Origin of the sequence: Terrabacter sp. RAF57, from assembly GCF_052113925.1 — a bacterium.
GTDB lineage: Bacteria > Actinomycetota > Actinomycetes > Actinomycetales > Dermatophilaceae > Terrabacter.
In genome coordinates, this window is sequence record NZ_JBFRDT010000001.1 from 29,616 (window position 1) to 51,831 (window position 22,216).

The following is a 22,216-nucleotide window of genomic DNA, read 5'->3' on the forward strand; positions in this document are numbered from 1 at the left end:
CGTGAGCCACGGGCCTCACGCGATCACCTCGACGGGAGTCAGAGAGTCACGAGGACGAAGGCCTCCACCGGCTCGCCCTTGCCCTTGAGGGCGAGGGCGCCGAGCGGCTCGGTCGTGGCACCGGGGAGCATCGCGAGGGTGTCGGCGGTGACGGCGACGCGCCCGACGGGGGCCTGGCCCTCGATCCTCGAGGCCACGTTGACGGCGTCGCCGATGACGGTGTGGGTGCGTCCACCCTCGCTGCCGAGCACGCTGACGAGCACCTCGCCGCTGTTGATCCCGACCCGGAAACGCGGCCAGTCCGGGTGCTCGTCGGCGATCCGCGCCGTCTCGGCCTGGAGATCCAGGCCGGCCTGCGCGGCTCGGCGGGCGTGGTCCGGCTGGTCGCCGAGGCGGTTGAAGGTCGCCATGATCGCGTCGCCGATGAGGCGGTCGATGGTGCCGCCGTGCCGCTTGACGACGGCCGGGATCGCGACGGTGAAGTACGCGTTGAGCATGTCGGTGACCTCACTCGGGTCGTGGCCCTCCGAGAAGGTCGTGAAGCCCTTGAGGTCGGCGAAGAGGATCGACATCTCGCGACGCCCGGCGAGGGTGTCGGCGGTGTAGAGCGCGGCGTAGCGCTCCTCGTGCCACGACTGCTGCGCGCCCCAGGCGACGAGGACGAACGCGGCGAGCATGAGGACGTGCCAGCCCCACCACGAGTAGTGCCAGTTCGGGGCCAGCACGATCGCGACCATCGCCTCGGCGAGGAGCACCATCGCCGAGGCCATCGCCGCGGGCAGCAACCCACCGCGCTGCCACCAGAGGCGCACGTACGTCACGGCTGCCACCCCGAAGAGCACGACGGACACGACACCCGCGACGACCATCGGCGGGGAGTCGCGGGCGAGCCCCGGCCCGGCGCCGAACGGCCCGAGCCGCAACAGCGAGGCGACGCCCCACACGACCATCGTGACGAGCAGGGCGACGCGCAACATCCGCGCCCGCCGCATCTCGGCGGCCGCCCGGTCGGCGTCCACCTCGCGCACCGACGCGACGGCAAAGAGCGAGCCGATGGCGATGCCGACGGGGGTGGAGATGTTGAACCCGGCCGAGGCGGTCTCGAGCAGCATGTGCGGGGTTGCGAGGGCGTGCAGCCCGAGGAAGCCCGAGGCGGACAGGAACGCGAGCGAGACGTACATGACACGCACGTCGCCGCGTCGCACCGCCGCCGCCCCCGTGCCGTATGCCGTGAGCGCGCTGAGCACGGCCGCGCCGAGGACCATCCAGAAATGGGTCGGGTCGTGCTGCCACTGCATGTCGAGCTGCTCGGAGAGCCGCAGGACGGCGAGACCGAGCAGCGGCAGCGTCAGCGCGACGGCACCGACGACCGCGCGCCGCCGGGCGCCGGGACGTCCCTCGCCGGGTCCGTCAGCCATGGGGGTCGGCCTGCGCTTCCGGGCTCCTCGACCGCGACGCCGCCTCGACGAGCGAGAGGTACTGGTGCACCTCCGACACGACGACCGACCCCTCGCCGACCGCCGACGCGACCCGCTTGACCGACCCCGCGCGCACGTCCCCGACCGCGAAGAGGCCCGGCACCGAGGTCTCGTGGGCGCACGGGGGCCGCTCGAGGGTCCAGGCGCCGGCCTCGCGCACGTCGGCGCCGGTCGGCAGGAAGCCCCACGGGTCGCGGGCGACCGCGTCGGGCAGCCACGCCGTGTGGGGCTGCGCGCCGATCATGACGAAGAGCCCGTCCGCCGGGATCGAGCGTCGGTCGCCGGTCGTGCGGTCGGCGACGACGACCTCGGACAGCCAGCCGTCGCCGGTCCCGTCGACGACGTCGGCGTTCGGGACGACGGTGATCGTGGGCGACGCCTCGATCTCGTCGATGAGGTAGCGCGACATCGTCGCCGAGAGGTCCGGGGTGCGGATGACGACGGTCACGTCCGCGGCATACCGCTGCAGGTGGAGGGCCGCCTGGCCGGCCGAGTTGCCGCCGCCCACGATGACCGTGTGCGCTCCGGCGAGCCCGTGCGCCTCGGAGACGTTCGCGCCGTAGTAGACGCCGGACCCGCTCAGGGCCTCGAGCGACGGCACCCCGAGGCGCCGGTAGGCGACCCCGGTGGCGAGCAGCACCGCCCGTGCCCGCACGTCACCCACGTCGGAGACCGTGACGACGAACCACGAGGTCCCGTCGGCGTCGGTGGTCCGGTCGATCGCCGTGACGCGCCGCGTCAGGACGAACCGCGCGCCGAAGACCCACGCCTGCTGGAAGCCGCGCTGGGCCAGCTCCGCGCCGGAGACCCCCCGCGAGAAGCCGAGGTAGTTGCGGATGAGCGAGCTCGTCCCGGCCTGGCCGCCGAGCGCGTGCTCCTCGACGCAGAGCACGGACAGCCCCTCGGACGAGCCGTAGACCGCGGCCGCGAGACCGGCCGGCCCGGCGCCGACGACGAGCAGGTCGACCTCGCGCACCTCGTCGCGCGCCCCGTCGCCCCCGTCGCCCCGGGGCACCGAGAGGTCGGTCCCGATGCCCCAGGCCTGGCAGATCTCGACGTCGGTCGGGTCGAGCAGGACGCGACCGCCCAGCGCCGCGAGCCAGATGACGAGCGGACCGTCCGCGTCGTCCGGGCGCGGGGCCTCGATCGCCCGGAGCAGGTCCACCGCCTCGGCCGAGCCGCGGTCGAGGTACGCATGCGGGATCCCGTTGCGGGTCAGGAGGGTCCGGACCGCATGACCGCGCGGGTCGCGGGCCGCACCGACGACGACCACCTCGCGGCGGCGGTTCGCGACGGTGCGCGACCAGACCTGGACGAATTCCGAGACGGTGCGGCAGAAGAGCTCGTCCGGCGAGGTCCACGGCTGGAGCACGTAGTAGTCGATGTCGCCGAGCGACATGCCGCGCAGGATCGCCTCGGCCGTGCGCCCGTCGGCCCAGGCGCCCCACGGCACGAGCAGGGCACGGGCGGCGTCAGGGTGCAGGGTGCGCACCGACCGAAGGAGCTCGGCGCCCCCGAGGCCGGGCAGCCACGGGTCGGCGAGGACGAGCGCGACGGGGTCGCGACGCTCTGACGCGAGCTCGAGGTGGTGCAGGGCGACGGCGCTGTCGGACTCGCCGCGCACCCGGAAGTCCGCGCCGAAGCGCCGGGCCAGCTCGGCCTCGGTGCGGGCGAGTGCATCGAGGTCGTGGTCGACGACGAGCAGGAGAGGACGGGTCACGGAAACCCCCCGTGCAGTGGGCGGGCAGGACGACGTGCGACCACCCCTCTGTCGACGGTAGGACGGTCCGCCCGCCTGCGGGTCCGAACGAACGATCTGCTCGCCCCTCGGCCAAGATGGGGCCATGGCACCACTGGGACCACCCACCGCGTACGACGTCGACCGGATCCGTTGGCACTTCCCCGCGCTGCACGAGGGTGCCGCGCACTTCGACGGCCCCGGCGGGTCCCAGGTGCCCGACACCGTCGCGACGGCGGTCGTCGAGACGCTCACCTCGGCCATCTCGAACCGTGGCACCGTCACCGCTGCCGAGCGACGGGCCGACCGCGTCGTCGTCGAGGCACGCGCCGCGATGGGCGACCTGCTGGCGGTCGACCCGGGTGGCGTCGTCTTCGGCCGCTCGGCCACCGAGCTGACCTTCCAGCTCGCCCGCACGCTCTCGTCGGACTGGGGTCCCGGCGACGAGGTCGTCGTCAGCCGCCTCGACCACGACGCCAACATCCGGCCCTGGGTGCTCGCTGCCGAGGCTCGTGGCGCGAGCGTGCGCTGGGCCGAGTTCGACCCGGGCACAGGGGAGCTCAGCCCCGACGCGGTCGCCGCAGTCATCGGCGAGCGCACCCGTCTCGTCGCGGTGACGGCTGCATCCAACCTCATCGGCACGCGCCCCGACCTCCCCGCCATCGCCGAGATCGCCCACGCCGCGGGCGCCCTGCTCTGGGTCGACGGCGTCCACGCGACCGCGCACGTGCTCACCGACGTGCCGGCCAGCGGTGCGGACTTCTGGGTCTGCTCCCCCTACAAGTTCCTCGGCCCGCACCACGGCGTCCTCGCCGCCGCGCCTGCGCTGCTCGAGACGCTTCACCCCGCCAAGCTGCTGCCCTCGTCCGACGCCGTGCCCGAGCGGTTCGAGCTCGGCACGCTGCCCTACGAGCTGCTCGCCGGCACGACGGCCGCCGTCGACTTCCTCGCCGACCTCGCCCTCACCGACCCCTCGCAGCCCCGCCGTCAACGACTCGTCTCCTCCTTCGCCGCGCTCGAGGCCCACGAGGACGGCCTCCTCGCCACGCTGGAGGCGCGGCTGCGCGCCGTCCCGGGGCTCACGGCACACAGCAACGCGCAGCGCCGGACCCCGACGCTGCTCGTCACCGTGGAGGGCCACGATCCGCAGGACCTGCGCGTCGCCCTCGCCGAACGCGGCGTCAACGCGCCGGCCGGGCACTTCTACGCGTGGGAGGCCAGCCACGCGCTCGGGCTCGGCGCCACCGGGGGGCTGCGGATGGGCCTCGCTCCCTACACGAGCGCCGACGACGTCGACCGGCTCGCGTCCGGCCTCGAGCAGATCTGCGGGGAGGCCCGATGAGCCGCCCGGTGCCGCTCCCGGCCGGACCGGGCCAGGAGTCGGTCTGGGACTATCCGCGCCCACCGGCCGTCGACCCGAGCGGTGAGCTCGTCGAGGTGCACCTCGGCGGGGAGGTCGTGGCGCGCACCCGGGCCTCGCTCCGGGTGCTCGAGACGAGCCACCCGCCGACCTACTACCTCCCGCTCGACGCCTTCGTCGACGGTGCGCTCGTCGCCGCCCCGGGCAGCTCGGTGTGCGAGTGGAAGGGCCAGGCGGCGTACTTCGACGTCGTCGGTGGCGGGCGGCGGGCGGCCCGGGCCGCGTGGACCTACCCGGACCCCGTGCCGACGTATGCCGTCCTCGCCGGTCACCTCGCCGTCATGCCGGGGCTCGTCGACGCGTGCTTCGTCGACGGCGAGCAGGTGCGGCCGCAGGAGGGCGGCTTCTACGGTGGGTGGGTCACCGATCGCGTCGTCGGTCCCTTCAAGGGCGGCCCCGGCTCGTGGGGCTGGTGACGGCAGACCTCACCCTGTGAGGGGGAGGATCGCGGGGGCGCCGCGCGGCAGGGTGGATCTCGTGGGGGCTGCTCGTCCGCAGACGCATGCACGCTCCGACGACACATCCTCGACCACCGTCGGTTGGCCATCCGGCCAGCGGCGTCACGCAAAGGAGCAGGACATGGCTGCCTTCACGGTTTGGAAGTTCGACAACCTCGACGGCGCCGCGCACGCCGAGTCCGTCCTCGAGGACTGTCAGGCGGAGGGGTTCCTCAAGGTCGTCGACCACGCCCTCGTCACCTGGCCCGAAGGCGACGAGCATCCCAGCATGAGCCACGGGAACGACGAGAAGTGGCGTGGCACCGGCTGGGGCGCGCTCTGGGGAGTCCTGGTCGGAGCGCTCTTCTTCGTCCCGGTCGTCGGGGGCGTCGTCGGCGCGGCCATCGGGGCGATCAGCAAGATGACGGAGGACGCCGGCATCACCAAGGAGCAGCTGGAGACGATCCGCACCGAGCTGACCCCGGGCACGTCGGCGCTCTTCGTCGTCACCGAGCAGGGCGACCTCGACCGCGTCGGCGAGCGCCTCCGCGGGATCCACAGCAAGCTCGTCGCCACCAACCTCACGGAAGGCGAGCGCCAGATCCTGTTGGAGACCTTCGGGGGTCGCTGAACCCAGCCGCGGGCGCACCGGTCGGGCCGGTCGCGCGATCAGCGCGGCAGCTGCTCGATCCGGGCATCCACGAGCGCTCCGTCGCGCACGTCCAGCCACGCGAAGGTCCCGGCCGGCTGACGCCGTCGGTCGGTCGGGGACCCGGGGTTGAGGATGCGGACCCCGTCGCCGGTCTCGTCGAGCGGGATGTGCGAGTGCCCGAAGACGACGAGGTCGGCCGTCGGGAAGCGTCGGCGCATCCGGGCGGTGCGCCCCTGGCGCTGCCCGCTGTCGTGGATCATCCCGACCCGCAGCCCCTCCAGCTCGACCTCCAGCGTCTCGGGGGCACCCCAGTCGGCGACCTCGGCGACGTCGTTGTTGCCCATGACGACGTGCACCGGCGCGAACGACGCCAGCAGGTCGAGGACGTCGGGCGTGCAGACGTCGCCGGCGTGCAGGATGGCGTCGGCCGACCCGAGGTGCGGGAGCAGCGCCGGCGGGCAGGCCTTCCAGTGGCGCGGCGCGTGCGTGTCGCTGACGACGAGGACCCTCACGACCGCACGCGCTCGAGCACCTCGAGGACCGTGGCCTCGACGAGCTGCACCTTGTAGCCCGTCTCGGGGAGCGGGCTCGCGCCCTCGGTGGCCAGGTGCGCGGCCTCGGCGAGCACGTCGTCGTCGAGGGTCGAGCCGGTGATCAGCTCCTCGACGGCGCCGAGCCGCAAGGGAACCGGCGCCACGCCACCGATCGCGACACCGCACGACGCGACCGTTCCGGTGTCGTCGCGCACGACGCGGACGACCGCCTCGACGAGCGGCCACTCGGCCTCGAACCGGCTGATCGACCGGAAGTAGGCGGCCTGCTCGCCCGGAGCAGGAGGCGGCAGCGTGACTCGGGTCAGCACCTCGTCGTCGGCGAGCAGGTGGTCACGGCTGGGGTCGGACCCGTCGCCGAGCACGTCGCCCACCCCGAGACCGTCACGCTGCGTCGTGTCGATGGTGGCGGCATACGTCAGCAGGGCCATCGCGAGGGACGACGGGTGCGGGTGGACGCACGGGGCGGTGTCGAAGGCGACGCCGTAGAGGTGGCGCCCGTCGCGCGCGGGGCAGCCGTCGCCGCCCGACTTGAAGCACGACGTGTGCGGGTGCCGGAAGTACCAGCAGCGCGTGCGCTGGAGCAGGTTGCCACCGATCGTCGCGGTGGCACGGACCTGGGGCGTGGCCAGGCCCGCCGCCGTGAGCGCGAGCGCCGGGTAGTCGGCGGCGAGGTCGCGGGCCACCGTGGCCACGGTGACGCCGGCGCCGAGGGTCGTGCCGGCGTCGGAGCGCTCGACCGCGGCGAAGCCGGGCACCCCCGTCAGGTCGAGGACGTGCGGCGTGGCGCCCGTCGTGCGCAGCCGCTCCTGCAGGTCGGTGCCACCGGCGCGGTAGACGAGATCGCCTGTGCCGTCGGGCCGCTCGTCGTATGCCGTGAGGATCGTGAGGCTCATCGCGTGACCTCCGTGCGGAGTCCCTCGAGCAGCCGGTCGGGCCGCACCGGGAGCGTCAACGGTCGCCAGCCCGTCGCGTTGAAGATCGCGTTCCCCACGGACGCGGCGGGACTGACGGTGGCGACCTCGCCGAGGCCGACCCCACCGCCGGGTACGCGCTCCCAGCCCTCCTCGTGGAAGTGGATGTCGATCTCCGGGGTGTCGCCGAGCTGGGGGATGTGGTAGTCCTCGAGGTTGGCGGTCAGGGTGAGGCCGGTGTGCGGGTCGAGGACCTGGTTCTCGTAGAGCGCGAGCCCGATGCCCTGGATGATCGATCCCTCGCACTGGCTCCGGGCCAGGACGGGTGCGTGGATGCGGCCGACGGCGATGCCGCCGTGCACCCGGAGCACGCGGGTCTTCCCGGTGCGGGTGTCGACCTCGACCTCGGTGACGTGCAGGGCCGCCGAGAAGCCGCGGCCGATCTGGATGCCGTTCATCGTCATCGGGACGGCTCGCAGGCCTCGGTCGCCCCCGCGCTTCGCCGTCGCCGACGCGCCGTCGGGGGCACGGCCGAGGTCGGTGCCGACCCGGTCCCGGAGGCTGGTGGCCGCCTCGACGGCGGTGGACCACAGGGACACCGTCGTGCGGCTGCCCCCGGACGCCGGGCCGTGGGACGTGCCGCCGTGGGACCGGCCGAGCCGGACCTCGACGTGGGACGGGTCGACGTCGAAGACACCGGCCACCGCCCGGGCGACGACCGTGCGGCTCCCGGTCCCCATGTCCTGCGCCGCCGTCGACGCGACCAGGTGACCGGCCTGGACCGACACGACGACCTCGCAGTCGGGGTCGACGAGGTAGATCCAGTTGCCGGCAGCCACGCCGACGCCGCGCCGGAATCGCCCGGACTGGCTGCCCGTGGCGGGTCGCCGCTCCCACGTCGGGAGCGCACTGGCCCAGCGGTAGAGCGCCTGACGCTTCTGGTTGCCGTCCCACTGGGCGCGCAGCCCGATCGGGTCGCGGCCGAAGCGGTGCGCGACCTCGTCGACGGTCTGCTCGAGCGACCAGGCGCTCGTCGGACCGCCGGGTCCCCGGAACGGCGCTCCGGGAGGCGCGTTCGTCACGACGTCGACGTCGCGGGCCAAGCGCGGAGTGCGCTCGTAGAGGAGCATCGAGAGGGCGGCCACGCTGTTGCCGATCGCGACCCCCGCGTGGCTGTCGGTGTCGACGACGAGCGCCTTGACGGCCTGGGTGTCGTCGTCGACGAGCATCGAGACGCGCGACCGGCTCCCCGGGCGGTTGCCGGTGCCGGTCAGCTCCTCGTGCCGGTCGAGCACGAGCCGTACCGGTCGGCCCGCGAGGCGGCTCAGGGCGATCGCGCTCGTGGCCTCCGTCGTGAGCGAGAGCTTGGCCCCGAACCCACCGCCGACGTGCTCGGCGACGACCTCCACCCGCGCGGGGTCGAGGTCGAAGCGGTCGGCGATGGCGTGCCGCATGAGGTCGACGCCCTGGGTGCTGAGCCAGACCCGCAGATGCTGTGGGTCGGTCCAGTCGGCGACGCAGGCGTGCGGCTCGAACGCCGTGTGCAGCTGGGCCGCGGTGTGGAACTCCAGCTCGACGAGGCCGCGTCTCCGGGCGGCGCGCGCGGCGCCGACGCGGCGTTTGGCGAGGGTGCCGAGGAAGGGGCTGCGCGAGGGTCCGTGGCGGTTGCCGTCCCAGGGTGCCGGCAACGACCCGCCCTCACCGGCGGACGGGGCGGCCTTGCGCTCGCCCCGGGTCGGGTAGACGAGCGGGGCACCCGGGCGCACGGCCACCTCGGGGTCGAGCACGAAGTCGTGGGCCGTCAGGGGCACGACGAGCTCGCGCGCGACCCGGCGCGCCTCGGCGAGGGACTCCGCCGCGACGACGGCGATCGGCTGCCCGGCCCAGCGCACGCGTCGGTCGTCGCCGAGGACGTCGAGGCCGACGACGCCGTCGGGGAAGCGGATCGGGCCGACGGTCCCGGCCGCCACGTCGGAGCGACGGATCGCGGCGTGCAGCATGCCGGGCAGGACGACGTCGGTCGTGTAGACCGCCGCGCCGGTGACCTTCGCCGGGGCGTCGACGCGCTCCACGTCACCGACCCCGCCGTCGTGCTCGCCGCGGCACGCGGCCGCGACGGCGCGGTAGATGCCCTCGTAGGAGCCGCACCGGCACAGGTGTCCGGCGAGCGCCTCGGCGATGACCTCGCGGCTCGGGCCGTCCGGCTCGCCGGCCCCGTGCTCGGCCCGCCACCGGTCGTGGAAGGCGACGGCGTCGACGACGAACCCCGGTGTGCAGTAGCCGCACTGGAGCCCGTCGTGGTGGGCGAAGGCGCGTTGCACGGGGTGGAGGTCGTCGCCGTCGGCGAGGCCCTCGACGGTCGTGACGCTCGCGTCGCGCAGCCGGGTGGCCGGGGTGAGGCAGCCGAGCACCGGTTCGCCGTCGACGAGCAGCGTGCACGCACCACACACCCCGCTCCCGCAGACGAGCTTCGTGCCGGTCAGCCCCAGGCCGTCGCGCACGACGTCCACGGCCGACTCCGTGCCGTCGACGTCGAGCACCCGCGCCTCGTCGTTGACCGTGGTGGTGAGCTCCATGAGGGCCTCCTGCGGCTGCGTCTCGACGAGACGGTGCGCCACGACGCTACCTCCGGGACCGGCCCGGGCGCGATGATGGTGTCGAGGGCTCGTGCTCGGGGCCGATGCACGGCCCCGACGAGCCGATCCGGGCGACGAGGAGGGTGCGGTCATGCGCATCGCGGTGCTGGGCACGGGCGGGATCGGCGGCTACTTCGGCGGGCGGCTCGCGGCGTCCGGGCACGACGTCACGTTCGTCGCGCGCGGTGCCCATCTCGAGGCCATCCGCGACCACGGCCTCGTCGTGACGAGCGTCGCCGGCGACGTCACCGTCGAGCCGGCACAGGTCACCGACGACGTGGCCTCGATCGGGGTGGTCGACGTGGTCCTGCTCGCCGTCAAGACGTGGCAGCTCCCAGCGGTCCTCGCGTCGCTGCCCTCCCTCGTGGGCCCCGACACCGCCGTCGTCACGACCCAGAACGGCGTCGAGGCGCCCGACCAGGTCGCCCGCGTCGTCGGACGCGCCGCCGTGCTGCCCGGCATCGCCAAGATCTTCGCGTTCATCGACGGCCCCGGCCGCATCACGCACGCCGGCGGTCCGGCCTCGCTGGCCTTCGACGAGTGGTCGGCCGCTCCCGGCGTCACCTCCGACCGGGTCACGCGGCTGCGCGAGGCCGTCGCGGCGTCCGGCGCCGTCTCGCCCGTGCCCGACGACATCTGGGCCGAGCTGTGGTCCAAGATGCTCTTCGTCGTGCCCTTCGGTGGCCTCGGTGCCGCCCTCGACGCGACCATCGGCGAGCTCCGCTCGCAGCCGCCCCGTCGCGCGCTCCTGCAGGACGCGATGCGGGAGGTGGAGACGCTGGCCCGGGCCCGCGGCATACGCCTGCCCGAGCGTGTCGTCGCGGGCACGATGGCGTTCGTCGACGACCAGCCCGCCGACGCGACGACCTCGCTCCAGCGCGACCTGCTCGAGGGCAGGCCGTCGGAGCTCGACGCGTGGACGGGCGCCGTCGTGCGCCTCGCCGGGGAGTCGGATGTCGACGTCCCGCTGCACCGGCTGCTCCTCGAGGTGCTCACGTCACGCCACCCGGGAGCGCTGCTCGGCTGACCACGCGACCGGGCCGATGGCGTACGCCCTCCGTCGGCGTGGGCACCCGCGTGACAGTCAGAGGTCGGGGCGACACACCCCGCGGCCGAGGATCGCGAGCCCGCGCCGGTCCCCGTCGGCCGGTCCGGCACCGGTGCCGCCCGTGAGCGACATCAGCTGTGACCCGTCGGAGACGTGGTTGAGCCCGAGGACGTGACCGATCTCGTGCTCGACGACGGCCCGCGCGGAGTCCCGGCGACCCGCCGCGAGCAGGTCGTCCATGGCCTTGGCATCGAGCCAGACGGAGCCGGTGACGTAGACGAGGGCTCCGTCCCCGGCCGCGCGCGGCGTGCTCCCGCCGAGCCCGACGGTGCCGCCCGCGAGCCGCGGGATCTGGTCGGGCGTCGCGAACGCGATGTAGACGGGCGCCCAGCGGTCGCCGTAGCGGTCCGGCTGGTACGGGTCACGCTCGGGCGCCGGCGCCTCGTCGGTCAGGCCGTCGTCGACGAAGCGCAGCCCGCTCGCCTCCGACATCGTCGCCACGGCCTCGCGCACGAGGGCGTCGCCCCCGGGCGGCAGGCCGACGGTGCTCGTCGTGAAGTGGATCGGCCGGCAGGGGTCGTAGGCCACCGGGTCCGTGCCGTTGGCCTGCATCCGCATGAACGTGTAGCCGCCCGTGCCGCCGGGCATCGTCGGCGGGGCGCCGAGCGGGGCCTGGGCGGCGCCGATGCCCGCGGGCGGCGAGTCGACGCCGAAGCCGTGCCGCGAGTCGAACGGTCGGGCCTGCCACAGCCACAGCGGGACCACGACGGCCAGGACGGTGAGGACCACGGCGCCGAGCCACACGGGCCGACGGCCGCGGGACGCGCTCGCGCCGGTGGCTCGGTGCCGACCGGGTGCGCGGACGAAGGACCCCTGACGCATGTCTTGCATGGTGCCGTGAACCGTCCGTCCTGTCGCCTCGAGAGCGTTCGAGAGCCGGCGCCTCACGCGCGACTCCTCATCCCGTACCCAACGGGACGCTGCCTCGGGCGCCAACGAGGGCGTCGGCTAGGTTCTGCGTCCGTGGAGTGGTTCGAGGCGGTGCGCGAGCGGGTCGTCCCGGCGACCGGCGACGTCGCCCTGGCGGCGCCTCGCCTGCTCGTCGTCCTCGGCGTCGCGCTCGTGCTCGTCGCCGTCGAGCCCCTCTGGCGGGTCGTCCGCCTCGCCGTCACCCTCGTGCACGAGCTCGGTCACGCCGTCGTCGGGGTGCTCGTCGGCCGCCAGTTCACCGGATTCGTGCTCCGGGGCGACATGTCCGGCCACGCCGTGACCCGGGGCCCCGTGCGCGGCGCCGGTCGCGTCGCGTCGACGTGGGCCGGATACCCGATGCCGGCGCTGCTCGGCGCCGCGATGGTGTGGGCGGCCGAGCGCGGCCGGGCGGCCCCGGTCATCACGGCCGGCTTGGCCGTCCTGCTCTTCGCGCTCGTCCGGGTCCGCTCGGCGCTCACCGTCGTCGTCATGGCCGTCGCCATCGCCGGCTCGGCGGCGCTGTGGTGGTGGCGCGACGACGCGCTCCAGACCCAGGTCCTCGTCGGACTCGGCGTCGTCCTCGTCATCGGCGCCTGGCGCCACCTCGTGGCCGTGCTCCAGGACCGGAGCAGCGGCAGCGACCCCGGGGTCCTCGCCTCACTGACCCACCTGCCCCGTTCCGTCTGGAACCTCTCGTTCGTCGTCATGTGCGCTCTCGCGACGTGGGTCGTCACCGCCGAGGTCGTCGCCACCCTGCGCTGAGCGGTGGACGACCACGGCGGCACCGACGATCGACGCGCCGAGAAATGGGTAAGCGGTGCTCGGGTGGGGCCAGGGGGAGCCACCCGAACCACCTCGGGGGACGCCGCATCCGGTGCACGGATGACCGCGGCAGCGGCCCGGCGGCATATACAGGGGGACCCAGGTATGCCGTCGGGCTGGGCCTCTCCAACGCGTCGTCGCGCTGCGGCGCGTCGCGTCGCGTCAGTTCAGGCTGAAGGGCGGGATCGGCGCCCGGCCCACCGCGCCCAGCGCGGACGCGAACTCCCGCTCGCGCCGGACGAGCCGAATGCCGAGGCGCAGGCGGGACTCCGTGTCGCTGCTCGCAAGGAGGCGCTGGCGGTCGGCCACGTCGAGGCTCACGGTGTCCGGGACGGCATACGCCAAGGACCGGTCCTCCGTGGGGAGCTCCGGCTCTGCTCCGGTGGCCGCAGCGAAGGCGGTGAGCTCGGCGCGCAGCCGCGCCGCGAGGACGGTGATGGCCGGGACGTCGCCGTCGGGCTCGGGCAGCCACGTGACGCGGGCGGTGGTGTACGGGGTGCCGGCGGACTCGTCGATCGCGTCGAGGCGGAAGCGGTCCGTGCCCTCCGAGACGGCGAGGAAGCGCTCGCCCTCGAGGGCTGCCGCCTGGATGAGCAGGGCGCCGCAGCCGACGGGGTGCAGGGCGCGCACACCGTCGTCACCGACCTCGAAGCCCTCGCGGATCGCGATGACCCCGAAGACGGGGAGACGCTCGTCCTGGCCGTCGAGCAGGTCCTTGAGCAGCTGGACGTAGCGCGGTTCGAAGATCTGCAGCGGCAACCGCGCACCGGGCATGAGCACGGTGCCGAGCGGGAAGAGCGGCAGGGTCGCCATGGAAGCCAGACTAGGTCGGAACGGCGACCGTGGCAGGTGGGCTGTCGAGCCCTGGGTGCCCGACGGCGCGCTCGGCCCCGACGCTCAGTCGCGGACCCCGGACGGCATGGCCTGGGTGGCGCCGAGCTGGTCGGCGGTCACGGCCGGGCCCGAGCCGGTGCGCTGTCCCGGGTCGCGGACCTCGCCGTGGAGCTCCTCGACCTCGTCGAGCATCTCGGCGGGCGAACCGTTGATGGCCGTCGCGAGACCGAGGGCCAGACCGCGCAGCTCCTGGTCGCCGAGGCCGAGGCGGACCGCGACGGCGGCGGCGTTGGCCGGACGCTTCTCGGGGTCCTTCTCGAGACACTCGGCGATGAGGTCGCGCAGGTCCTCGGGGACGTCGTCGGGCAGCGGCGGGGGCGGCTCGTTGACGTGGCTCAGGGCCGTGGCGATGGGGGTGCCGCGGTCGAAGGGGCGCTTGCCCACGAGCATCTCGTGGCCGACGACGCCGAGGGCGTAGAGGTCGCTCGCGCCCGTGGCCGCGTGGCCGAGGGCCTGCTCGGGGCTGATGTAGTTGGGCGTGCCGAGCATCTCGCCGTGCTGGGTGTGCCCGGACGCGTCGAGGGCGCGCGCGATGCCGAAGTCGGTGAGCTTCACGAGGCCGTCCTCGCGGACCATGATGTTGGCCGGCTTGATGTCGCGGTGCACGACACGGGCCTCGTGGGCGACGCCGAGCGCGAGCGCGGCCTGACCCATGATCGAGCGGACCTCGGCGGGTGCCAAGGGGCCGCGCTGGTTGAGCACGGCCGAGAGCGGCTCACCGGAGACGAGCTCCATGACGAGGAAGGCGAGGCCCTGGTCCTCGCCGTAGTCGAAGACCGTCGCGATGTTCGTGTGCATCAGAGCGGCCGAGTGCACGGCCTCGTCGCGGAAGCGGAGCGCGAAGAGCCGCTCGTGGTCGGCGTCGGGACGCATGACCTTGACCGCGACCTCACGCCGGAGCACGGAGTCGGTGCCCGCCCAGACGTCGGCCATCCCGCCGGAGGCGATGCGGCTCTCTAGGTGGTAGCGCTCGCCGAGCACGAACCCTTCATGCAGGCGGTTCATGTCRGGCACACCTCGGTCTCCAAGGACTGAAGGTGCACGTCAGATGACATCTCAGGGGCCTTCGTCAGCGGTCATGGTACGGGACCCGCGGATGATTGAACATTTACGGGTTTGGGTCTCTGCTGAACCGTGCCCCCGGGCACGGCTCCCGCCTACATACCCCTGAGGTCCGGGCCTCGAACACCCGTTTTGGGGCGCGTGCGCGGGGGCCCGGCGACACACGATGGCGTATGCCGCCGGGCCGGGTCGGTCGTCGACGTGGCCTGGGAAGGTCCATGGGACGACGGGTCGCGAGGCGATCAGGCGAGGCGACCAGACAGGGTCACGCGGGGTCAGGCGGGACGGCGCCGGTTCGTCGAGGCGATGAGGAGGCCACCCGCGACGACGACCGCTGCGGCGACGCCGAGACCGACCACGGGCAGGTCGGACGGCTGGGGCGCGGGCAGGACGATCCGGCGCGACACGGGTGCGACGACGGCGGAGGTGCCCTGCTCGGCGGAGTTCGCCGATCCCGCGCCGGAAGCGGAGGACGCAGAGGACTTGTCGGCGCAGGACACGACGGACCCGCCGCCGACATAGCCGCAGCTCGTCGACGCGGACGAGGGCTGCGAACCGGAGACCGGGTCGGGTCGCTCGACAGCGAGGACCGGCCCGGCGACGGCCAGGCAGACGAGAGCGGAGGTGCCGAGCGCAGCGGCTGAGCGACGACCGAGTCGAGTGCTGGTGGAGGACTGACTGGACATGTGGCGCTCCTTTCACGTGGAGAGTCGACCCCGCACGGCCGCGCCATGGACCGCGATCGCTCCCGGGGGCGCCGGGCCTTCGGGGATTCCGTCGGGCCGCGACCGGAGCTGATCGAGCTGGGTAGCGGACAGACGCGCGATGTGGCGGTCAGATACCGAATTCGTCTGGTGGTATGGCAGATCTGGGTGCGAGGGGGGAACCGTTCTCCCTCGCCGGCGCTCGGTCGTCCTCCCAAATCCCGCCTGCTTCATGGACGCGCGAAGTCGAGGGCCCCAGACAGCACGAAGGGCCCCGACCACATAGGTCGGGGCCCTCGTCTTCACGCGTGCGCGAGGGGGGATTTGAACCCCCACGCCCTTTCGGACACTGGCACCTGAAGCCAGCGCGTCTGCCATTCCGCCACTCGCGCGTGACAAGCAGACAGTGTGCTGTATCAGGCCGCCTATCGCCAAACCGGGTCCGGGAGGGGGCCCTACGGAACCGCCGGGGCGTCCGCGTCGGGCACGTCTGCGGCCTCCGCCTCACGCCGCGGGGCCGCGGGTCCGCGCGCACCGGCATACCCGTCGCGGTGGCGGCCACTGCCGGAGTCACCGAGTGAGAGGGTCGCCAAGAGGCCGAGGACGAGGAAGCCGGCCGCGGTGAACGCGGCATACCTCGTCGCGTCGGAGAAGGCCTGCTCCGCGACCGGGGCGGCAGCCGCCGTGCGCGGGTCGGCGGCCAGGGCCGGAATGGCGCCGCCCGCGCTCTCGACGACCGCGTTGACGACGGCCGTGCGCCCCGCCTCGGGCACCCCGAGCTCGGCGAGGCCTGAGTCCAGCCGCGCTCCAGCGGTCGTGAAGAGCACCGTGCCGAGGATCGCGATACCGAGCGCCGAGCCGACCTGGCGCGCCGTCGACTGCAGGCCGGACCCCTCACCACTGCGGTCGACGGGGACGTCGACGAGCACGACACCGGTCAGCTGCGCCGTGGCGAGGCCGACGCCGAAGCCGTAGACGAAGAGGCACGGCGCCACGGCCGTCCACGATGTCGAGGGGCTGATGACGAGACCGAGCCCGGCGATGCCGACGATCTCGGCGACGATGCCGATCCGCACGATCGCGGCCGCCGTGAGCCGGGCACTGAGCACCGTGACGAGGCCGCTCGCGGTGAACGACCCGATGGCGAGCGCCAGCAGGACGAGTCCCGTCTGGAAGGCGGTGTAGCCGAGCACGTTCTGGAGCCAGAGCGGCAACGACAGGACGATGCCGAACTCGCCGAGGCTGACGATCATCGCGGCGATGTTGCCGTTGCGGAACGAGCGGATGCCGAAGAGATCGAAGCGGAAGAGCGTCGGCTGTCCGGCCGCCGTGCGCCGCAGGGTCCGCACGACGAAGACCGTCCCCGCCACGAGGGTCACCGCGAAGGCGACCGGTACGGGCGACAGACCGCTCGTCCACGTCCACGGCCCGACCTCGAAGGGCTTCGTCAGGCTCCACCAGCCGTAGCTGCGGCCCTCGATGAGCCCGAAGGCGAGCGTCGCGAAGGTGATCGCCGACAGAAGGGCCCCGACGACGTCGATGCGCTCGCGCCGCCCCGAGCGCGACTCGTCGACGAAGAGCAGGACGCCGACGACGATGAGCAGGCCGATGGGCAGGTTGATCCCGAACGCCCAGCGCCACGAGAACGACGTCGTCAGCCAGCCGCCGAGGAGCGGTCCGACCGCGACCATGCCACCGATGGTCGAGCCCCACACCGCGAAGGCGATGCCCCGCTCGCGACCGGTGAAGCCCGCGTTGATGAGCGAGAGCGTCGTCGGCAGGATCATCGCGCCGCCGAAGCCCTGGATGATGCGGGCGCCGATGAGCGCCTCGCCCGAACCGACGGCGGCGGCGAGCACCGAGGCCGCGACGAAGACGACGACGCCGATGAGGAGCATGCGCCGTCGCCCGATGCGGTCGGCGACCGTGCCCCAGATGAGCAGGGTCGCGGCGAAGACGAGCGTGTAGGACTCCTGCACCCACTGCACCTGCGACGACGAGAGGCCCAGGTCGTCGACGATGTAGGGCACGGCGACGTTGACGATCGTCGAGTCGACGATGATGAGCGCCACGGCGACGCTGATCGCGACGAGGCCGAACCACCGGCGCCGCTCCCCACCGCGTGCCGCAGTCAGCTCTTGCGTCATGTCTCCTCCAAGGTCTTTAGATCTCCTAAACATATGGAAGCAGTAGGATCGACCCATGGCAATCCCACCCCCGGAGAGCACCCCACGGCGGGTCCACGAGCCCGAGACCTGGGCGCTGCGCGCCCTCGGGGCCGCCGAGGCCGAGGCGTCCGGCGCCCTGGCCCGCCGGATGCGGATGCACCCCACCGACCTGTCGGCGATGAGCCACGTCGCCGCCTCCGACGGACGGCTCGGACCACGGGAGCTGAGCACCCGGCTCGGCATCACTCCCGCCGCCATGACCGACGTCGTCGACCGGCTCGAGGCCGCCGGGCACCTGCTGCGCGAGCGCGACACCGCCGACCGGCGGCGGGTGCGGCTCGTGCCCACCGCCTCCGCCGCCACGGAGGTGCGCGGCCAGCTGCGCACGCTCCTCGACGGGCTCGACGCCCTGACCGCGCAGTTCACGCCCGAGGAGCGAGACGCCATCCACCGCTACCTGCAGGCCGCGACCGAGGCCTACCACCGCTTCGCCACCGACGACGGCTGATGGAACGCCCGATGGTGCTGCAGTGGGTGGGGTGATCACCGCACCGGAGGCAGCACCATCACTCACACCATCACGCACACCATGACGCACACCATTGCCGACTCGGGGGCGGCGGTCCGGCAGCAGTCCTCAGGACCGGTCGGTCGCGCCGCCGTGCGGCACCCCGAGGAGGTATGCCGTGTCGGCGAACCCTCCGCCGAGCACCCCGGGCGGCCGGCTCGGGTCGCGCTGCTCGACACCCGCGGCATACGCCTCCGCGTCGTCCTGCGGGTCGAAGCCGATCGCGAGTCCGGGCGCCAGGTCGACCCGGCGCCGCGTGTTGCGCGAGACGCCCCACACGACGTGGTGACCACCGGCCGACGTCGTCAGCGTCGCGAGCACGAGCCGCGCCGTGTCGTCGGGGGAGAGCCACGACTGGAGCGAGCGCGGGCCGCCCGGCGCGTCGTCGAAGGTCATGATCCGGGCGCTGACGACCGTCATCCCGAAGCGGCCGGCATACAACCCACCGAGCGCCTCGAGCGCCGCCTTGCTGACGCCGTAGTACGTGTCGGGCGCCGGCAGCGGCATGCCCTCGGCGGCACCCGGCGAGTCCACCGGCACGTAGCCGGCCGCGTGCACCGAGCTCGCGAGGAGCATCCTCGTCACCCCCGCCCGCTGCGCCGCCTCGCACACGGCGTGCGTGCCGTCGATGTTGACGGCGAGGATCTCGGCCCAGGACCGCTCGTCGGAGTGCGCGCCGAGGTGCACGACGAGGTCGGCACCGGCGAACGCAACCGCGTGGCCGTCGACGTCACGCAGGTCGCACTCCACGGCTCGCTCCGTCGCGGCGTCGACGTCGCGGACGACGACCCCGAGGGCGTCGCAGAGGACGAGCCGGTGGCCGGCCGCGCGCAGTCGCGGGCGCAGCGCGTTCGCGATGCGCCCGGCGCCTCCGGTCAGCGCGATGAGGGCCACGTCAGCAGCCTCCCCGACCGGGCGACCAGCGTCAGAGGCCGTCGACGACGACGGCCGCCATCTCCATGCACGACTGGTGCGTCTTGGGGCTGATCTTCAGCGGGTCGAGGTGCAGGCCCGGTGCGAGCATCGGGTCGTAGGGGATGTCGACGACCGCGCGCACCCACTGCTCGAAGTGCTCGCGGGTGTGGACGCCGGCGCCGACGTCATTGCCCTTGGCCGACGTGTGCGAAATGACGCAGACGGCGTTGCGCACGAGGTCGCCCCGGCCCATCGCGACGAGCGCGTCGAGGTTCTTCGCCGCGACGACCGACGTGTCGTCCTTGAGCGAGGTCGCGAAGACGAGCATGTCGGCGCGGGCGGCGGCCGCGAGCCAGTTCGGCGACAGACGGTTGTTGCCGGTGTCGACGACGATCATCCGGTAGAAGCGCGAGAGCTGCGTGTGAAGGCTCTCGAACTCCGACTCACCGATGATGCGCATCGCCTCGTCGTCGTCGGCCGAGGCCAGCACGTCGAAGCTCAGGCCCCGCTGCTCGCGCACCCAGTGCTCGAGCTCGGACGTGCCGGCGTTGGGGTCGTTGGCGATCGTCGGCAGGGCACCGAGCAGGTCCACGACCGTGCGGTGGTGGCTCTGCGAGGGCGCACGCATGCCGAGGGTGCCCTCGGTCTCGTTGTTGTCCCACGCGAGCACCGAGCCCGAGCGGTAGCGGCCGAGGTAGCTCGCGAGCATCAGCGTGACGAGGGTCTTGCCGCCGCCGCCCTTGGTGTTGATGACCATGATCGTCTTGCGGCCGTTGAGCGGGCGGGCGATCCGGTCGATGCGGTCGCGCTCGAGCATCTCCTTGACGCTCGGGCCGAGGCCGAACGCCTTGCGCAGGCCGGAGTTGGCCTTGACCTTCTGGCGCTCACCCTTCGACCGGGCCGTGATGAGGTCCTCGGCGCTCGGGCGGTCGGAGTTGCCGGTGCGCGCCGCGGGGGTCAGGTCGTAGGACGGCTCCGCAGGGGACTCGACGTCGTGGCCGAGCTCGGCAGCCGCGGCGGCCACGTCGGGGTCGACGGCCGGCCGGGCGGCATACGCCTGCTGCGCTGCGGAGTGGTCGGTCGGCGCCGCGGCCGCGGGACCGGGCACGGTGCCCGCCGCGTAGTCCGCGAGGCTCGCCCCGGCGGGGGTCCACCCGGTGTACGTCTCCTCGGGCTCGTCGCTGCTCGCGGCCGGCCACTCGGCGGTACCGGGGTCGGAGGGCTGCCAGTCGGTCCACGAGTTCGTCGCGCCGGAGGCGCCGGACGTGTCCGAGGCGCCCTGGGTCGAGCCGTTCTGGGCGTGGCCGTTGAGCTCGCGGGCGTCGCCGGCGGCGCTCTCGCCGCCGTACTCATAGGAGGCGGTCCAGTCGTCGGACGCCGATCCGGCGTCACCGGCGGCGACGGTCGGGATGGCACCGGTGTGACCGGACTGCCAGGAGGTGTCCTCCCACGTCGAGCTCCACGGGTCGGCCGGCGCCTCGTCGGGCTGGGCCGCGCCGGCGGACGCCGTCGGGATGGGAAGGGCGAAACCACCCGGGATGGAGTTGTTCGCCGAGAAGCCGGGGATGCCCTGGCTCTCGGTGTTTCCGGTCTCGTCCTTGCTCATCGAGCGCTCCTTGCTGGCCTAACCACGTGCGGGAACCCGCCGCGGGACCCCGGGTGATCGTCCCATGCTTCCGTCGCACATCAAACCCGCCGACCGGGGCTCACGGGGGCGAAACGGACGTTTCGCGGCACCCCGCGCCGACTGTCGGTTGGAGGCTCGGGGTGCTGACCCGGTTACGATGAAGCGCCCGACAGGAGCGCTCACCAAGGAGGAGGAGACGGCGTGGGAATCATCAACCGTGTCGAGCACGGTCTCGCCAAGGCTGTCCACGGTGCCTTCGCCAAGGCGTTCAAGTCCGAGGTGCAGCCCGTCGAGATCGCCTCGGCGATCCGCCGCGCCATGGACGACCGGGCGGCGCTGCTCGGCCACGGCCGGGCCATGGTGCCCAACCTCTACACGATCGAGCTGAGCCAGACCGACTACGAGCGGCTCGGCGACTACGAGGACGACCTGTCCGACGACCTCGTCGCCGCGGCGCAGGAGCACGCCGACTCGCAGGGCTACCAGCCCGGCGGCCCGCTCGAGGTCGCGCTCGTCGAGGGCGAGGGGCTCGAGACCGGTGTCTTCCGCGTGCGCCCTGCCACCGCCAAGCAGGCCGGGCGCGAGTTCGCGGCCCGCGAGCCGGCCCCCGCCGCACCGCGGCCGCAGACCACCAACGGCACGTCCATCGACGAGGCCCCGGTCCACCGCCCGGCACCCCGCTCCAACCCGTCCGCCCGTCCGTGGCTCGACATCGGCGGGGACCGCTACCCCCTCCTCGGCAGCCTCACGACGCTCGGCCGCGACGAGACCGCCGACATCGTCATCGACGACCCCGGGGTGTCCCGCCGCCACAGCGAGATCCGCGTGACGACCGACGGCCCGCACCTCGTGACCTCGATCCGCGACCTGAACTCCACCAACGGCACCTTCGTCAACGGCGAGCGCGTCTCGAGCCAGCGGCTCCAGGACGGCGACCGCCTGACGATCGGCCGCACGTCCGCGACCTTCCGCGCCGGACGCCGGTGAGCGCGATGACCCCCTTGGACGGCCCTCCGCTGATGACATCTGGTGACGCATGAGTGAACTCACCCTGACCCTGCTGCGGCTGGGTCTGCTCGCGCTGCTGTGGCTCTTCATCTTCAGCGTCGTCGGCGTGCTGCGCACCGACATCTACGGCACGGCGGTGAGCCGCCGCGGGCAGCGCAAGGCGCTCAAGCAGGCAGCGAAGCAGGACCGCAAGGCCGCCCCGAGGCGTACGCCTTCCCCGGCGGCCGTCGGTGCCGGCGCGGCGGGTGCCGCAGCCGTCGCCCCCGAGCCGCCCGCTCGCAAGGGTCGCCGCGGCAAGGGCAACCCGACGACGCTCGTCGTCACCGAGGGCCCCCTGACCGGCACGTCGCTGCCCCTGCGCAGCGGCGGCATCCTCATCGGGCGCAACCCCGAGTGCGCCCTGGTCCTCGACGACGACTACGCCTCGGGCCGCCACTGCCGCATCCATCCCGACCCGTCGGGCCGCGACGGCTGGGTCGTCGAGGACCTCGGCTCGACGAACGGCACCTTCATCGGACGCGACCGGCTGACCGGGGCGCGACCCGTCGAGATCGGCACCACCCTGCGGATCGGCAAGACCGTCCTCGAACTGCGAGGCTGACCGG

Annotated in this window: 20 protein-coding genes and 1 tRNA gene; 8 read left to right on the top strand and 13 right to left on the bottom strand. The window is 73.5% G+C overall.

What is annotated here, in order from left to right; genetic code table 11:
* Window positions 1-38: 38 nt before the first annotated feature.
* Window positions 39-1,418 (bottom strand): adenylate/guanylate cyclase domain-containing protein, encoded by a 1,380-nt coding sequence (locus AB4Y83_RS00155; RefSeq protein ID WP_442295659.1) that lies wholly within the window; start codon window positions 1,416-1,418, stop codon window positions 39-41.
* Window positions 1,411-3,198, bottom strand: coding sequence for an FAD-dependent oxidoreductase (locus tag AB4Y83_RS00160; RefSeq protein WP_442295660.1), 1,788 nt, complete (start codon window positions 3,196-3,198; stop codon window positions 1,411-1,413). Before AB4Y83_RS00160 ends, AB4Y83_RS00155 begins: the two co-directional genes overlap by 8 nt.
* A gap of 124 nt (window positions 3,199-3,322) precedes the next feature.
* On the opposite strand from AB4Y83_RS00160, the gene AB4Y83_RS00165 reads away from it, so the two are divergent.
* The 3 genes from AB4Y83_RS00165 (at window position 3,323) to AB4Y83_RS00175 (ending at window position 5,704) form a co-directional block, all read left to right on the top strand.
* Entirely contained in the window at window positions 3,323-4,558 is a 1,236-nt protein-coding gene (locus tag AB4Y83_RS00165) for a cysteine desulfurase-like protein (protein WP_442295661.1), read from the top strand.
* Entirely contained in the window at window positions 4,555-5,052 is a 498-nt protein-coding gene (locus tag AB4Y83_RS00170; RefSeq protein WP_442295662.1) for a DUF427 domain-containing protein, read from the top strand. Before AB4Y83_RS00165 ends, AB4Y83_RS00170 begins: the two co-directional genes overlap by 4 nt.
* Window positions 5,053-5,215: 163 nt before the next feature.
* Window positions 5,216-5,704 carry a DUF1269 domain-containing protein gene (locus tag AB4Y83_RS00175; RefSeq protein ID WP_442274432.1) on the top strand — a complete coding sequence of 163 codons (489 nt, stop codon included), beginning with the start codon at window positions 5,216-5,218 and terminating at the stop codon, window positions 5,702-5,704.
* A 38-nt stretch (window positions 5,705-5,742) separates the two neighbouring features.
* On the opposite strand, the gene AB4Y83_RS00180 is transcribed toward AB4Y83_RS00175, so the two are convergent.
* The 3 genes from AB4Y83_RS00180 to AB4Y83_RS00190 are packed head-to-tail and all read right to left on the bottom strand — an operon-like array spanning window position 5,743 to window position 9,808.
* Window positions 5,743-6,237, bottom strand: coding sequence for a metallophosphoesterase family protein (locus AB4Y83_RS00180; RefSeq protein WP_442274433.1), 495 nt, complete (start codon window positions 6,235-6,237; stop codon window positions 5,743-5,745).
* Window positions 6,234-7,172, bottom strand: a complete 939-nt coding sequence (locus AB4Y83_RS00185) for an FAD binding domain-containing protein (protein WP_442295663.1) — start codon at window positions 7,170-7,172, stop codon at window positions 6,234-6,236. Before AB4Y83_RS00185 ends, AB4Y83_RS00180 begins: the two co-directional genes overlap by 4 nt.
* Window positions 7,169-9,808, bottom strand: coding sequence for a molybdopterin-dependent oxidoreductase (locus AB4Y83_RS00190; RefSeq protein WP_442295664.1), 2,640 nt, complete (start codon window positions 9,806-9,808; stop codon window positions 7,169-7,171). Before AB4Y83_RS00190 ends, AB4Y83_RS00185 begins: the two co-directional genes overlap by 4 nt.
* Before the next feature lie 109 nt (window positions 9,809-9,917).
* On the opposite strand from AB4Y83_RS00190, the gene AB4Y83_RS00195 reads away from it, so the two are divergent.
* On the top strand, window positions 9,918-10,853 hold the full coding sequence (locus tag AB4Y83_RS00195; RefSeq protein ID WP_442274436.1) for a 2-dehydropantoate 2-reductase: 936 nt from the start codon (window positions 9,918-9,920) through the stop codon (window positions 10,851-10,853).
* 57 nt (window positions 10,854-10,910) lie between these two features.
* Here the strand turns inward: AB4Y83_RS00195 and AB4Y83_RS00200 are convergent, their stop codons facing one another.
* Window positions 10,911-11,756 carry a matrixin family metalloprotease gene (locus tag AB4Y83_RS00200; RefSeq protein ID WP_442295665.1) on the bottom strand — a complete coding sequence of 282 codons (846 nt, stop codon included), beginning with the start codon at window positions 11,754-11,756 and terminating at the stop codon, window positions 10,911-10,913.
* 141 nt (window positions 11,757-11,897) lie between these two features.
* Here AB4Y83_RS00200 and AB4Y83_RS00205 point away from each other — a divergent pair, with 141 nt between their 5' ends.
* A complete protein-coding gene (locus tag AB4Y83_RS00205; RefSeq protein WP_442295666.1) occupies window positions 11,898-12,605 on the top strand; it encodes a M50 family metallopeptidase in 708 nt (235 codons plus the stop codon).
* A 222-nt stretch (window positions 12,606-12,827) separates the two neighbouring features.
* On the opposite strand, the gene AB4Y83_RS00210 is transcribed toward AB4Y83_RS00205, so the two are convergent.
* From AB4Y83_RS00210 to AB4Y83_RS00230, 5 genes are all read right to left on the bottom strand, one after another.
* Window positions 12,828-13,478, bottom strand: coding sequence for an LON peptidase substrate-binding domain-containing protein (locus AB4Y83_RS00210; protein ID WP_442295667.1), 651 nt, complete (start codon window positions 13,476-13,478; stop codon window positions 12,828-12,830).
* A gap of 84 nt (window positions 13,479-13,562) precedes the next feature.
* Complete coding sequence (locus AB4Y83_RS00215) at window positions 13,563-14,564, bottom strand: serine/threonine-protein kinase (RefSeq protein ID WP_442295668.1); 1,002 nt, start codon at window positions 14,562-14,564, stop codon at window positions 13,563-13,565.
* Between the two features lie 332 nt (window positions 14,565-14,896).
* Window positions 14,897-15,307 carry a hypothetical protein gene (locus tag AB4Y83_RS00220; RefSeq protein ID WP_442274442.1) on the bottom strand — a complete coding sequence of 137 codons (411 nt, stop codon included), beginning with the start codon at window positions 15,305-15,307 and terminating at the stop codon, window positions 14,897-14,899.
* Between the two features lie 327 nt (window positions 15,308-15,634).
* Window positions 15,635-15,717, bottom strand: a tRNA-Leu gene (locus AB4Y83_RS00225).
* A gap of 63 nt (window positions 15,718-15,780) precedes the next feature.
* The gene (locus AB4Y83_RS00230) at window positions 15,781-17,472 is read right to left on the bottom strand and encodes a DHA2 family efflux MFS transporter permease subunit (protein WP_442295669.1); all 1,692 of its coding nucleotides are present in this window, start codon (window positions 17,470-17,472) and stop codon (window positions 15,781-15,783) included.
* Between the two features lie 55 nt (window positions 17,473-17,527).
* Between AB4Y83_RS00230 and AB4Y83_RS00235 the strand changes: the two genes are divergently transcribed.
* Entirely contained in the window at window positions 17,528-18,001 is a 474-nt protein-coding gene (locus AB4Y83_RS00235; RefSeq protein ID WP_442274444.1) for a MarR family winged helix-turn-helix transcriptional regulator, read from the top strand.
* A gap of 129 nt (window positions 18,002-18,130) precedes the next feature.
* Here the strand turns inward: AB4Y83_RS00235 and AB4Y83_RS00240 are convergent, their stop codons facing one another.
* Together AB4Y83_RS00240 and AB4Y83_RS00245 are read right to left on the bottom strand one after the other, a co-directional pair.
* Window positions 18,131-18,955 (bottom strand): NAD-dependent epimerase/dehydratase family protein, encoded by an 825-nt coding sequence (locus AB4Y83_RS00240; protein WP_442295670.1) that lies wholly within the window; start codon window positions 18,953-18,955, stop codon window positions 18,131-18,133.
* 31 nt (window positions 18,956-18,986) lie between these two features.
* Window positions 18,987-20,582, bottom strand: a complete 1,596-nt coding sequence (locus AB4Y83_RS00245) for a hypothetical protein (RefSeq protein ID WP_442295671.1) — start codon at window positions 20,580-20,582, stop codon at window positions 18,987-18,989.
* 222 nt (window positions 20,583-20,804) lie between these two features.
* Between AB4Y83_RS00245 and AB4Y83_RS00250 the strand changes: the two genes are divergently transcribed.
* Both AB4Y83_RS00250 and AB4Y83_RS00255 read left to right on the top strand, forming a co-directional pair.
* On the top strand, window positions 20,805-21,590 hold the full coding sequence (locus AB4Y83_RS00250; RefSeq protein WP_442295672.1) for an FhaA domain-containing protein: 786 nt from the start codon (window positions 20,805-20,807) through the stop codon (window positions 21,588-21,590).
* A 49-nt stretch (window positions 21,591-21,639) separates the two neighbouring features.
* Entirely contained in the window at window positions 21,640-22,212 is a 573-nt protein-coding gene (locus AB4Y83_RS00255) for an FHA domain-containing protein FhaB/FipA (protein ID WP_442274448.1), read from the top strand.
* Window positions 22,213-22,216: the final 4 nt, after the last annotated feature.

What these genes read in the sequence shown, in the direction of transcription:
- AB4Y83_RS00155 (WP_442295659.1), bottom strand. Translation starts at nt 1,418, where the DNA reads ATGGCTGACGGACCCGGCGAGGGACGTCCCGGCGCCCGGCGGCGCGCG.
- AB4Y83_RS00165 (WP_442295661.1), top strand. Translation starts at nt 3,323, where the DNA reads ATGGCACCACTGGGACCACCCACCGCGTACGACGTCGACCGGATCCGT.
- AB4Y83_RS00170 (WP_442295662.1), top strand. Translation starts at nt 4,555, where the DNA reads ATGAGCCGCCCGGTGCCGCTCCCGGCCGGACCGGGCCAGGAGTCGGTC.
- AB4Y83_RS00175 (WP_442274432.1), top strand. Translation starts at nt 5,216, where the DNA reads ATGGCTGCCTTCACGGTTTGGAAGTTCGACAACCTCGACGGCGCCGCG.
- AB4Y83_RS00185 (WP_442295663.1), bottom strand. Translation starts at nt 7,172, where the DNA reads ATGAGCCTCACGATCCTCACGGCATACGACGAGCGGCCCGACGGCACA.
- AB4Y83_RS00195 (WP_442274436.1), top strand. Translation starts at nt 9,918, where the DNA reads ATGCGCATCGCGGTGCTGGGCACGGGCGGGATCGGCGGCTACTTCGGC.
- AB4Y83_RS00200 (WP_442295665.1), bottom strand. Translation starts at nt 11,756, where the DNA reads ATGCGTCAGGGGTCCTTCGTCCGCGCACCCGGTCGGCACCGAGCCACC.
- AB4Y83_RS00210 (WP_442295667.1), bottom strand. Translation starts at nt 13,478, where the DNA reads ATGGCGACCCTGCCGCTCTTCCCGCTCGGCACCGTGCTCATGCCCGGT.
- AB4Y83_RS00215 (WP_442295668.1), bottom strand. Translation starts at nt 14,564, where the DNA reads ATGAACCGCCTGCATGAAGGGTTCGTGCTCGGCGAGCGCTACCACCTA.
- AB4Y83_RS00220 (WP_442274442.1), bottom strand. Translation starts at nt 15,307, where the DNA reads ATGTCCAGTCAGTCCTCCACCAGCACTCGACTCGGTCGTCGCTCAGCC.
- AB4Y83_RS00230 (WP_442295669.1), bottom strand. Translation starts at nt 17,472, where the DNA reads ATGACGCAAGAGCTGACTGCGGCACGCGGTGGGGAGCGGCGCCGGTGG.
- AB4Y83_RS00235 (WP_442274444.1), top strand. Translation starts at nt 17,528, where the DNA reads ATGGCAATCCCACCCCCGGAGAGCACCCCACGGCGGGTCCACGAGCCC.
- AB4Y83_RS00245 (WP_442295671.1), bottom strand. Translation starts at nt 20,582, where the DNA reads ATGAGCAAGGACGAGACCGGAAACACCGAGAGCCAGGGCATCCCCGGC.
- AB4Y83_RS00255 (WP_442274448.1), top strand. Translation starts at nt 21,640, where the DNA reads ATGAGTGAACTCACCCTGACCCTGCTGCGGCTGGGTCTGCTCGCGCTG.